The organism is Methylibium rhizosphaerae (genome assembly GCF_006386545.1).
GTDB classification, from domain to species: domain Bacteria; phylum Pseudomonadota; class Gammaproteobacteria; order Burkholderiales; family Burkholderiaceae_C; genus Pseudorivibacter; species Pseudorivibacter rhizosphaerae.
In genome coordinates this window covers 1-12,026 of the sequence record NZ_SWAR01000009.1, presented here as the reverse complement: position 1 = coordinate 12,026, position 12,026 = coordinate 1, and the positions used below count along the sequence as shown (strand labels likewise).

The window sequence follows — 12,026 nt, the reverse complement described above, 5'->3', positions numbered from 1 at the left end:
ATGCGACTCTTCAACAACAAGCAAGCAGTGAAACCCGCGGCCGTGGTGGCCGTGCTGGCCCTGGGCGGGATCGCGGTGTGGGTCACCTCGTCGAACGGCAAGACCGACGACAGGGCCGCCGGCGCGAACGCCGACAAGGCCGCCGCCGCGGCGCCGGCCGCATCGGCCGTCAAGCCGGCCCTGAGCGTGACCACCACCACCGCCACGCCGGCCGAATGGGCGCAGACGCTGCAGGCCAACGGCAACGTCGCCGCCTGGCAGGAGGCGGCGGTGGGTGCCGAGATCGGCGGGCTGCGCCTCACTGAAGTGCTGGTCAACGTGGGCGACCGTGTCAGGCGCGGCCAGGTGCTGGCCCGCATGTCGAGCGATACGGTGCAGGCCGACCTGGCGCAGACCCGCGCCGCGCTCGCCGAAGCGCAGGCCATGCAGGCCGAGGCCGAGGCGAATGCCGAAAGGGCCCGCCAGCTGCAGACCACCGGCGCCATCAGCGCGCAGCAGATCAACCAGTACCTCACTGCCGAGCAGACCGCCAAGGCCCGCGTGCAGGCCCAGGTGGCCCGGCTCAAGACCGAGGAGCTGCGGCTGTCGCAGACCCGGGTGCTGGCGCCCGACGACGGCGTCATTTCCGCCCGCGCGGCCACGGTGGGGTCGGTGGCGCAGCCGGGGGCGGAGCTGTTCCGCCTGATCCGCGGCGGCCGGCTCGAATGGCGTGCCGAAGTCACCGCGTCGGAGCTGTCGCGCATCAAGCCGGGAATGCCGGCCCACCTGCTGCAGGCCGACGGCTCCCGGCTCGCCGGCAAGGTGCGCATGGTGGCGCCCACCATCGACCCGCAGACGCGCAACGGCATCGTCTACGTGGACCTGCCGCCGGCCGGCGGCGGCGAAGCGCGTGCCGGCATGTTCGCCCGCGGCGAGTTCGAGCTCGGCCGCTCGAAGGCCATGACGCTGCCGCAGGCGGCCGTGCTGCTGCGCGACGGCTTCAGCTACGCGCTGCGGGTGGGACCCGACTCGCGCGTCACACAGGCCAAGATCACCACCGGCCGCCGCGTCGGCGACCGCATCGAGGTGCTGGGTGGCCTGAAGCCCGGCGAGCCGGTGGTGGCTTCCGGCGCCGGCTTCCTGGCCGACGGCGACTTCGTGCGCGTCGTGTCGGCAGGCGCCTCCGCGGTCGCGCAGGGCCAGCCGGCTTCGGCCACCACCACGCGCTGACGCACCGCACCCGAGCGAACCAGAGGCCACGCCATGCAATTCAACGTCTCGGCGGCGTCGATCCGCAACCCCATTCCCTCGCTGCTGTTCTTCATCCTGCTCACGCTGGTCGGGCTGTACTCGTTCAGCTCGATGAAGATCCAGAACTTCCCCGACATCGACCTGCCCACCGTCACCGTCACCGCGTCGCTGCCGGGCGCATCGCCGGCGCAGCTCGAGACCGAGGTGGCGCGCAAGATCGAGAACTCGGTCGCCACGCTCCAGGGCATCAAGCACATCTACACCAAGGTGCAGGACGGCACGGCCACGGTGACGGCCGAATTCCGGCTCGAGAAGCCCACGCAGGAAGCGGTGGACGACGTGCGCGACGCGGTGTCGCGCGTGCGCTCCGACCTGCCCGGCGACCTGCGCGACCCGATCATCTCCAAGATGGACCTGTCGGGCATGCCCATCCTCACCTACACGGTGGCGTCCGAGCGCATGGACGACGAGGCGCTGTCCTGGTTCGTCGACAACAACATCGCCAAGGCGATGCTGAGCGTGAAGGGCGTGGGCGCGGTCGGTCGTGTGGGCGGCGTGAGCCGCGAGGTGCGTGTCGAGGTCGACCCGGCCCGGCTGCTCGCGCTCAACGCCAGCGCCGCCGACATCTCGCGGCAGCTGCGCCAGGTCCAGCAGGAAGCCTCGGGCGGCCGCGCCGACGTGGGCGGCACCGAGCAGTCGGTTCGCACCATCGCCACGGTGCAGTCGGCCGACGAGCTGGCGCGCATGGAGATCACGCTGTCCGACGGCCGGCGCATCCGCCTCGACCAGGTGGCCACCGTGCAGGACACCGTGGCCGAGCAGCGCTCCGCCGCGCTGCTCAACGGCAAGCCGGTGGTCGGCTTCGAGATCACCCGCAGCCGCGGCGCCGGCGAGGTCGACGTGGCCGAGGGCGTGCGCGCACAGCTCGAGAAGCTCAAGGCCGCGCACCCCGAGATCACCATCACCGAGGCCTTCAACTTCGTCGACCCGGTGGTCGAGAACTACGAAGGCTCGATGAAGCTGCTGTACGAGGGCGCCTTCCTCGCGGTGGTGGTGGTGTGGCTGTTCCTGCGCAACTGGCGGGCCACCTTCGTGGCGGCCACCGCGCTGCCCCTGTCCATCATCCCGGCCTTCGCCGGCATGTACCTGCTCGGCTTCACCATCAACGTCGTCACGCTGCTGAGCCTGTCGCTGGTGGTGGGCATCCTGGTCGACGACGCCATCGTCGAGATCGAGAACATCATGCGCCACCTGCGCATGGGCAAGACGCCGTACCAGGCGGCGATGGAGGCGGCCGACGAAATCGGCCTGGCGGTGATCGCGACGACCTTCACGCTCGTTGCCGTGTTCCTGCCGACCGCCTTCATGGCCGGCGTGCCGGGCAAGTTCTTCGTGCAGTTCGGCTGGACCGCCTCGCTGGCGGTGTTCGCCTCGCTGGTGGTGGCGCGCATGCTGACGCCGATGATGGCCGCCTACCTGCTCAAGCCCGACAACCACGAGCAGAAGGACGGCCGCGTCATGCAGCTCTACCTGCACTGGGCGCAGTGGTGCCTGAAGCACCGGGTGCTCACGATGGTGGCCACGGTGGTGTTCGTGGTGGTGTCGTTCGCCCCGGTGGCGATGGGCCTGCTGCCCAGTGGCTTCATCCCGCCGGACGACCTGTCGCAGACGCAGGTGAACATCGAGCTGCCGCCGGGCAGCACCTTCAAGCAGACGCTGGCGGCCGCCGAGCAGGCGCGCGAGATCGTGCAGCGCAACGAGCACGTCAAGCTGATCTACACCGCGGTGGGCGGCGGCAACGCGGGCGGTGACCCGTTCGCGCTGGCGGGCGCGGCCGAGGCCCGCAAGGCCACGCTGACCCTCAACCTCACGCCGCGGCAGGACCGACCGGGCGTGTCGAAGCAGGACATCGAGACGCAGCTGCGCACCGCGCTCGACGTGCTGCCGGGTGCCCGTCTGAAGGTGGGCTTCGGCGGCTCCAGCGAGAAGTACGTGCTGGTGCTGGCCGGGGAGGACGGCGAGGCGCTGGCGCAGCATGCGCTGCAGGTGGGCCGCGAGCTGCGCACGATTCCCGGCATCGGCAACGTCACCTCCACCTCGAGCCTCACCCGGCCGGAGCTGATCGTGCGGCCCGACTTCGCCAAGGCGGCCGACCTGGGCGTGACCTCGGCGGCCATTGCCGACACGCTGCGCATCGCCACCGCCGGCGACTACGACCAGAGCCTGGCCAAGCTGAACCTTTCGCAGCGCCAGGTGCCGGTGGTGGTGAAGCTCAAGGCCGACGCGAGGCAGGACCTCGACCTGCTGTCGCGGCTGCCGATCCCCGGCGCGCACGGCCCGGTGATGCTGGGCAACGTGGCCAGCCTCGCCATCGACAGCGGCCCGGCGCAGATCGACCGCTACGACCGCCTGCGCAACATCAACTTCGAGATCGAACTGAACCAGCAGCCGCTGGGCGCGGTGGAGGCGCAGGCGCTGGCGCTGCCCAGCCTGAAGAACCTGCCGCCCGGCGTGACGCAGACCACCGTGGGCGACGCCGAGGCGATGGCCGAACTGTTCTCGAGCTTCGGCCTGGCCATGCTGACCGGCGTGCTGTGCATCTACATCGTGCTGGTGCTGCTGTTCCACGACTTCGTGCAGCCGGTGACGATCCTCGCGGCGCTGGTGCTGTCGATCCCGGGTGCGTTCCTGGCGCTGTTCATCACCAACACCGCGGTGTCGATGCCTTCGATGATCGGCCTGATCATGCTGATGGGCGTGGCCACCAAGAACTCCATCCTGCTGGTCGAATACGCGATCGTGGCGCGCCGCGACCGCGGCCTGACGCGCTGGGATGCCCTGCTCGACGCCTGCAGCAAGCGGGCCCGGCCGATCGTCATGACGACGGTGGCCATGGGCGCGGGCATGCTGCCGATCGCGATCGGGCTGGGGGTGGACCCGAGCTTTCGCGCGCCGATGGCGATCGTGGTGATCGGCGGCCTGATCACGTCGACCTTCCTGAGCCTGCTGGTGATCCCGGTGGTGTTCACCTACGTGGACGACGTGGTGAGCTGGCTCAAGCGCAACACCTTCGGCCGCCTGCATCACCACCATTCCCACCACCCGCACGCTCCGGGCGGCGCTTCGACGGCGGCATCGCAGCCGGTGCGCGAAACCCACTGAGCGGCACGGCCGGCGCGGGCCGCTACTTCGCGGCCCGCTCCTTGACCACGGCATAGCGGGCCAGGGTCTTCTCGCGGGCCGCGTCATGCTGGACCCGCGGCTTCGGGTAGTCGCGCCCCAGCACCACGCCCGCCGCCTCGAGGTCCGCGGGCCGCGCCAGCCAGGGTGCGTGGAGGGCGTCGTCGGGCAGCCTGGCGAGCTGCGGCAGGTAGCGCCGGATGAACCGGCCTTCGGGGTCGAACTTCCGGCTCTGCGTCACCGGGTTGAAGATCCGGAACCAGGGCTGCGCGTCGCAGCCGGTGGAGGCAGCCCACTGCCAGTTGCCGTTGTTGGCGGCGAGGTCGAAGTCGTTCAGCTTCTCGGCGAAGTAGCGCTCGCCCCACCGCCAGTCGATGCCGAGGTCCTTCACCAGGAAGCTCGCGGCCACCATGCGCAGCCGGTTGTGCATGTAGCCGGTCTGGTTGAGCTGCGCCATCGCCGCGTCCACCAGCGGGTAGCCGGTGCGGCCCTCGCACCAGGCGGCGAAGTCGTCTTCGGCATGTTTGCCGTGCTCCCATTTGATGCGGTCGTATTCGCGCCGGAAGGCCTTGTCCACCACGTGCGGGTGGAACAAGAGCACCTGGAAGAAGAAGTCGCGCCAGATGAATTCGGACAGCCAGGTCTCGGCGCCGCGCGAGCCGCCGCGCATGCGTTCCCAGGCCAGCCGGGCCACCTCGCGGATCGACACCGTGCCGAAGCGCAGGTGAACGCCCAGGTAGCTCGGTCCCTTCACCGAGGGAAAGTCGCGCGTCTCGTGATAGCGGTCCACCCGCTGCAGGAAGTCGTCGAGCAGCGCGGCAGCGCCTGAAGCGCCGGTGGGGATCTTCAGCGCGGCCAGGTTGGTCGGCTCGAAGCGCAGCGCCTGCAGGCTGGGCACCTCGTGCCGCAGGCCGGGCGGCAGCGGCGCCAGCGCGGTCGCATGGCGCTCCACCGGGTAGGCGCCCAGGTAGAACGGCTCGAGCTTCTTCATCCAGGCGTTCTTGTAGGGCGTGTACACGCCATAGGGCTGGGCCGCCCCGGTGCGCAGCTCGTCGCCCTCGAAGACGACCTGGTCCTTCGAGGTGTGCAGCACCACACCCGCATCGGCCAGCAGGCCCCGCACGCGCGCGTCGCGTGCCCGTGCCGCCGGTTCGTAGTCGTGGTTGGCATACACCGCCTGCACCTGCAGTTCGCGCGCCAGCCGGGTGATCTCCTCGGCGGCCGGCCCGTGCCGCACGATCAGCCCGGCGCCCTGCGTGCCCTGCAGCGCCGCGAGCGCGCGCAGGGCGCCGTCGAGCTCGGCCACGCTGTCGCGGATGAACTCCACCCGGCGGTCGGCCCGCGGCAGGGCATCGAGCAGGGGGGTGTCGAACACGAAGGCGCACCACACCCGCCGGGCCGCCCTGAGCGCGTGGTACAGCGCGGCATGGTCGTGCACCCGCAGGTCACGCCGAAACCAGACCAGCGCGCTGTCCAGGCTTTTTTCCATGAGCCCGGAGTGTCGTGCACGGCCGGAGGCTGTCAACGGCCCTAAAATTCGCGCCATGTCGTCCCCCGAGCCCACCGCTCCCTCCGCCCCCGGCACCACCATCAACCTGACGAACCAGTTCCTCATCGCCATGCCCGGCATGGGCGACGACAACTTCGCAGGTTCGGTGGTGTACATGTGCGAGCACACCGAACGCGGTGCGCTGGGGCTGGTGATCAACAAGCCGATCGACATCAAGCTGCGCAACCTGTTCGAGAAGGTGGACCTCACCCTCGACCGGGAAGACCTGGCCAATGCCCCGGTGTACTTCGGCGGGCCGGTGCAGACCGAACGCGGCTTCGTGCTGCACGAGCCGCTGGGCGGCGAAGAGGGCGCCCACTACAACTCCACCCTCAGCATCCCCGGCGGCCTCGAGATGACCACCAGCAAGGACGTGCTCGAGGCGCTGTCCAACGGGGCCGGCCCCCGCAAGGTGCTGGTCACGCTGGGCTATTCCGGCTGGAGCGCCGGCCAGCTCGAGGAAGAGATCGGCCGCAACGGCTGGCTCACCGTGAACGCCGAGCCTTCGATCATCTTCGACACGCCGATCGAGAAGCGCTACGAGCGGGCGCTGTCGCTGCTGGGCATCGACCCGGCGATGCTGTCGTCCGGGGCCGGGCACGCATGAGCTTTTCTGCTCCTGCGCCAGCCTCACCCCCCCAAACCCTCCTTGCTTTCGATTTCGGCACCAGGCGGGTCGGCGTGGCCACCGGCAACACGCTGCTGCGCCAGGCCCAGCCGCTGAAGACCATCGCCGCCGCCGGCGACGCCCGCTTCGAGGCCTGCGCCCGGCTCATTGCCGAGTGGCAGCCGGCCGCGCTGGTGGTGGGCGTGCCTTTCCACCCCGACGGCGCGGAGCACGACAATACCCGCCGCGCGCGGCGCTTCGCCCGCCAGCTGCACGGCCGCTTCCGCCTGCCGGTGCACGAGGTGGACGAGCGCTACACCACCACCGAGGCCCACAGTGCCGGCGCACGCGATGCAGATGCCGCGGCCGCCGCGCTGATCCTCGAGCAGTATTTCCGGGAGCACTCATGAGTACCTTGCACCTCGATGCCGAAGCGCTGTACGCCGACCTGGCCGCCGGCGTGCGCCCGCTCATCAAGCCGGGCGGCGTGCTGGTCGGCATCTGGTCGGGCGGTGCCTGGCTGGCCGAGCGGCTGCAGCGCGACCTGGGCCTGGCCGGCGAACATGGCGTCATCTCGAGCACCCTGCACCGTGACGACTTCGGCTCGCGCGGCCTGTCTGCCTCGGCAGACGCCACCCACCTGCCGTTCGAGGTGGAGGGCCGGCACATCCTGCTCGTCGATGACGTGCTCTACACCGGCCGCACGGTGCGCGCGGTCATCAACGAGCTCTACGACTTCGGCCGCCCGGCCAGCGTCACGTTGGCGGTGCTGGTCGACCGCGGCGGGCGCCAGCTTCCCATCCAGCCGTCGTATTCCGCCGCCCGCATCACGCTGCCGCAAGGCGAGCGGCTTTCGCTGGCACGCGATGCCGACGGCCGGTTCAGCTTCAACATCGAATAGCGAGAGACAGCGAGCGATGCTGCACAAACGCAACCCCCAGCTCAATGCCCACGGCGAGCTGATCCACCTGCTGTCCATCGAGGGCCTGCCGCGCGCGGTGATCCACCACATCCTCGACACCGCCGAGACCTTCCTGTCGGTGAACGACCGCGAGGTGAAGAAGGTGCCGCTGCTTCGCGGCAAGAGCGTGTTCAACCTGTTCTTCGAGAACAGCACCCGCACCCGCACCACCTTCGAGATCGCTGCCAAGCGCCTGTCGGCCGACGTCATCAACCTCGACATCGCACGCTCGTCCACCGCCAAGGGCGAGAGCCTGCTCGACACCATCGCCAACCTGTCGGCCATGCATGCCGACATGTTCGTGGTGCGGCACAGCGAGTCGGGCGCGCCCTACCTGATTGCGCAGCACTGCGCGCCGCACGTGCATGTGGTGAATGCCGGCGACGGCCGCCATGCGCACCCGACGCAGGGCCTGCTCGACATGTACACGATCCGCCACTACAAGCGCGACTTCACCAACCTCACGGTGGCGATCGTCGGCGACATCGTGCATTCGCGCGTGGCGCGCTCCGACATCCATGCGCTCACCACGCTGGGCGTGCCCGAGGTGCGCGCGGTGGGGCCGCGCACGCTGGTGCCCGGCGACCTGAAGGACATGGGCGTGCGCGTGTGCCACAGCCTGGAAGAGGGCATCGCCGGCGCCGACGTGATCATCATGCTGCGCCTGCAGAACGAACGCATGAGCGGCGCCATGCTGCCCAGCGCCGGCGAGTTCTTCAAGAACTTCGGCCTCACCCAAGAGAAGCTCGCGCTGGCCAAGCCCGATGCGATCGTCATGCACCCGGGGCCGATCAACCGCGGCGTCGAGATCGACTCGGCGGTGGCCGACGGCTCGCAGAGCGTGATCCTGCCGCAGGTCACCTTCGGCATCGCGGTGCGCATGGCGGTGATGTCGATCATCGCGGGCAACGAGGCATAAGAATGAAGATCCTGATCAGCAACGGACGCATCGTCGACCCGGCCTCCGGCCGCGACCAGACCGGCGACCTCGCCATCGCCGCCGGCCGCATCGTCGCGGTGGGCAAGGTCCCGGCCGACTTCCAGCCCAACCGCACCATCGATGCCTCGGGCCTCGTCGTCGCTCCCGGCCTGGTGGACCTCGCCGCGCGCCTGCGCGAGCCGGGCCATGAACACGAAGGCATGCTCGAAAGCGAGCTCAACGCGGCCGCCGCCGGCGGCGTGACCAGCCTGGTCTGCCCGCCCGACACCGACCCGGCCCTCGACGAGCCGGGCCTGGTCGAGATGCTCAAGTTCCGCGCGCGCAAGCTGAGCCTGTGCCGCCTGTTCCCGCTGGGCGCGCTCACCCGCAACCTGGCCGGCGAAGTGCTCACCGAGATGGCCGAGCTCACCGAGGCCGGCTGCGTCGGCTTCTCGCAGGCCGAGGTGGCCATCGCCGATACCCTGGTGCTCACCCGCGCGCTGCAGTACGCAGCCACCTTCGGCTACACGGTGTGGCTGCGGCCGCAGGACCCGTGGCTGGGCAAGGGCGTGGCGGCCAGCGGGGCGATCGCCACGCGCCTGGGCCTGTCGGGCGTGCCGGTCACCGCCGAGACGATCGCGCTGCACACCATCTTCGAGCTCGTGCGCACCACCGGCGCGAGGGTGCACCTGTGCCGCCTGTCCAGCGCCGCCGGCGTGGCGCTGGTGCGCGCTGCCAAGGCCGAGGGGCTGCCGGTCTCGGCCGACGTGAGCATCAACTCCCTGCACCTGACCGACGTGGACATCGGCTACTTCAACGCGGCCATGCGCCTCACGCCGCCGCTGCGCCAGCAGCGCGACCGCGACGCGCTGCGCGCCGGACTGGCCGACGGCACCATCGACGCCCTGGTGTCCGACCACATGCCGGTGGACGAAGACGAGAAGAACCTGCCGTTCGCCGAGGCCACGCCGGGCGCCACCGGCCTGGAGCTGCTGTTGAGCCTCACGCTCAAGTGGGGCACCGACAGCGGCCTCGCGCTGCCGGCGGCGCTGGCGCGCATCACCAGCGAACCGGTGCGGGTGCTGGGCGAGTCGCTGGGCTCGCTGGCTTCGAGCGCCGGCCGCCTGATCGAAGGCGGCGTGGCCGACGTCTGCGTGTTCGATGCCGAGGCCCATTGGGCGGTGCGCCCGGGTGCACTGCTCAGCCAGGGCAAGCACACGCCGTTCGCCTTCGAGGCCAGCGGCTTCGAGCTGCCGGGCCGCGTGAAGCTCACCATGGTGGCCGGACACGTGGCGCACGAGGCCCTGTGAAGACGCTGCGGGCGCTGTGGCGCCTGGTGCGGGTGCTGCTGCACATCGCGCACGGGCTGGCCATCGTGTGGTCGAGCTTCGGCGGGCTCGACCTGGCCGCACGCCGCCAGCGGGTGCAATGGTGGGCCGGCAAGCTGCTGGCCGTGCTGGGCGCGAGCCTGCACACCCGTGGGCAGGCGCAGCCGGGGCCGGTGCTGCTGGCGGCCAACCACGTGTCCTGGCTCGACATCGTCGCGATCCATGCGCTGTGTCCGCAGACGCGATTCATCTCGAAGGCCCAGGTGCGGCACTGGCCGCTGCTGCGTACGCTGGTCGACGCCGCCGGCACGCTCTACCTCGAGCGCGAGCGACGGCGCGACGCGCTGCGGGTGGTGCACGTGATGGCCGAGGCCCTGCAGCAGGGCGACACGCTGGCCGTCTTCCCGGAGGGCACCACCGGCGAAGGTCCGCGCCTGCTGCCCTTCCACGCCAACCTGCTGCAGGCTGCCATAGCCACCGGCACCCCGGTGCAGCCTGTGGTGCTGCGCTTTGCCGACCCTCGCCATGCCTTCAGCCCGGCGGTGGCCTATGTGGGCGACACCTCGCTGCTGCAGTCGCTGTGGTGGGTGGTGTGCGCCGACGGCCTGCAGGTCCATGTGACGCTGCTGCCGGCGCTGCCCATCGCCGTGGGCACCGAGCGGCGGGCCCTGGCCGAGCAGCTGCAGGTGCAGATCGCCGCCTCGCTGGCCGCTGCCGCGTGAAATATGCCGCATGCGCTGGCGCAAGTGCCGGCGAAATAGGCGCCACACGGTAGACGCCTTGCAGTAGTCTGGCCCACAGCACAAGAGCCCCGGCCCCTTGCGAGCAAGGGGCACCCGGCCGCTCAAGAGGGGGCAACCCGATGGCACCGTTCAAGGAGCGCCATGCAGTTGCTGAAGCTGGTCCAGAACCAGGTTCGGGTCGACGAGCCTTTGCCCTGGAACATCCGTGACGCCTCGGGCCAGCTGCTGTTGGCCAAGGGTTTCGTGCTGCATGGCCAGCAGCAGCTCGAAGCCCTGCTCGACCGCGGCGTGTATGTCGACATCGAAGAGGTGAGGGCGGCCAGGCGGGCGGCGGAAGAGGCTGCCGCTCGTGCGCCCAACCTGTTCGGCCAATGGGAGCGGCTGCTGTGGCGGCTCGACAAGCTGCTGCGCCACATCGGCCAGGAAGCCGACTTCACCGGCGACCTCGACCAGCTGGCGCTCGATCTGGCGAAGCTGGTGGACCGCGATGCCGACATCGCGATCTACCTCGCGGTGCGCCAGGACCAGAAGCGCTTCCCGCTCTACGGCCTCACCCACGCGATCCACACCGCGACCATCTGCCTGCTGATGACGCGGCGCATCGGCTGGCCCGCGCAGCGTGTGCATGCGCTCATCCAGGCGGCGCTGGTGATGAACGTGTCGGTGCTCGACCTGCAGGGCCGGCTGTGCGCGCAAGGCGTGCCGCCCACCGAGCCGCAGAAGGCCGTGCTTCGCGAGCACCCGCACAGGAGCGCCGCGATGCTGCGGGCCGCCGGCGTGACCGACGCGGCCGTCCTGCTGGCGGTGGAGCAGCACCACGAGCGCCTTGACGGCAGCGGCTACCCGCAAGGGCTGACCGAGCTCGACGAGATGGCGGTGGCGCTCGGCCATGCCGACGTGTTCATGGCCAAGATCAGCCCGCGAGCGCTGCGCGCGGCCCTGCCCACGCAGCAGGCGGCCCGCGAGCTGTTTGCCCAAGGGCAGGGCAGCCGGGTCGCCTCGGCGCTCATCAAGGAGCTCGGGATCTATCCGCCGGGCGACTTCGTGAAGCTGAAGTCGGGCGAGTGCGCGGTGGTGGTGCGCCGGGGCGCCGACGCGCGCACGCCGCTGGCAGCCAGCATCACCAACCGCGACGGCATGCCCACGGTGAACACGGTGCAGCGGGACACGTCGCGGCCCGAGTTCGCCATCACCGGCGCGATCAACGACAAGTCGCTGGTGCTGAGAATGCCGCCCGAGCGGCTCTATGGCCTGCCGGAGTGATGTTGGCCCCTCGTCCGGCGGGTACGCCGGACGCTCCCCCGAGGGGAGGCGGGCCTTGCTTGGGGCGGCCCGGCGCGGCGGCCCGTGGGATGTCGGCCCCTCGTCCGGCGGGTACGCCGGACGCTCCCCCGAGATCCTATGGAGGACCACCCGCGTCAGCCGCGTTGGTCTACAACGGGAATTTCCTGTTCTCTGTGCAAAGGAGGTTCGGAAATGAAGTCGACTCAGGCAGTCCTCCAAGGCAAG

10 protein-coding genes are annotated in these 12,026 nt (G+C 70.3%); 9 read left to right on the top strand and 1 reads right to left on the bottom strand.

All coding sequences use genetic code 11. The features are described 5' to 3' along the window. Both E8D38_RS08900 and E8D38_RS08895 read left to right on the top strand, forming a co-directional pair. Complete coding sequence (locus E8D38_RS08900) at nt 1-1,209, top strand: efflux RND transporter periplasmic adaptor subunit (protein WP_140628076.1); 1,209 nt, start codon at nt 1-3, stop codon at nt 1,207-1,209. A gap of 33 nt (nt 1,210-1,242) precedes the next feature. Continuing rightward, nucleotides 1,243-4,392, top strand: a complete 3,150-nt coding sequence (locus E8D38_RS08895; protein WP_140628073.1) for an efflux RND transporter permease subunit — start codon at nt 1,243-1,245, stop codon at nt 4,390-4,392. 22 nt (nt 4,393-4,414) lie between these two features. Here the strand turns inward: E8D38_RS08895 and E8D38_RS08890 are convergent, their stop codons facing one another. After that, entirely contained in the window at nt 4,415-5,899 is a 1,485-nt protein-coding gene (locus E8D38_RS08890) for a cryptochrome/photolyase family protein (protein WP_140628070.1), read from the bottom strand. 55 nt (nt 5,900-5,954) lie between these two features. Here E8D38_RS08890 and E8D38_RS08885 point away from each other — a divergent pair, with 55 nt between their 5' ends. The 7 genes from E8D38_RS08885 to E8D38_RS08855 all read left to right on the top strand — a co-directional run bounded on the left by E8D38_RS08885 (nt 5,955) and on the right by E8D38_RS08855 (nt 11,780). Next, nucleotides 5,955-6,566 (top strand): YqgE/AlgH family protein, encoded by a 612-nt coding sequence (locus E8D38_RS08885; protein WP_140628067.1) that lies wholly within the window; start codon nt 5,955-5,957, stop codon nt 6,564-6,566. After that, entirely contained in the window at nt 6,563-6,976 is a 414-nt protein-coding gene (gene ruvX / locus E8D38_RS08880; RefSeq protein ID WP_140628064.1) for a Holliday junction resolvase RuvX, read from the top strand. The genes E8D38_RS08885 and ruvX overlap by 4 nt, the downstream gene beginning before the upstream one ends. Continuing rightward, the gene (pyrR, locus tag E8D38_RS08875) at nt 6,973-7,467 is read left to right on the top strand and encodes a bifunctional pyr operon transcriptional regulator/uracil phosphoribosyltransferase PyrR (RefSeq protein ID WP_140628061.1); all 495 of its coding nucleotides are present in this window, start codon (nt 6,973-6,975) and stop codon (nt 7,465-7,467) included. Before ruvX ends, pyrR begins: the two co-directional genes overlap by 4 nt. Before the next feature lie 16 nt (nt 7,468-7,483). Then, nucleotides 7,484-8,446 (top strand): aspartate carbamoyltransferase catalytic subunit, encoded by a 963-nt coding sequence (locus E8D38_RS08870; RefSeq protein WP_140628058.1) that lies wholly within the window; start codon nt 7,484-7,486, stop codon nt 8,444-8,446. Nucleotides 8,447-8,448: 2 nt separating this feature from the next. Continuing rightward, the gene (locus E8D38_RS08865) at nt 8,449-9,756 is read left to right on the top strand and encodes a dihydroorotase (RefSeq protein WP_140628056.1); all 1,308 of its coding nucleotides are present in this window, start codon (nt 8,449-8,451) and stop codon (nt 9,754-9,756) included. Next, a complete protein-coding gene (locus E8D38_RS08860; protein ID WP_140628054.1) occupies nt 9,753-10,496 on the top strand; it encodes a lysophospholipid acyltransferase family protein in 744 nt (247 codons plus the stop codon). Before E8D38_RS08865 ends, E8D38_RS08860 begins: the two co-directional genes overlap by 4 nt. 162 nt (nt 10,497-10,658) lie before the next feature. Further along, nucleotides 10,659-11,780, top strand: coding sequence for an HD-GYP domain-containing protein (locus E8D38_RS08855; RefSeq protein WP_140628052.1), 1,122 nt, complete (start codon nt 10,659-10,661; stop codon nt 11,778-11,780). Nucleotides 11,781-12,026: the final 246 nt, after the last annotated feature.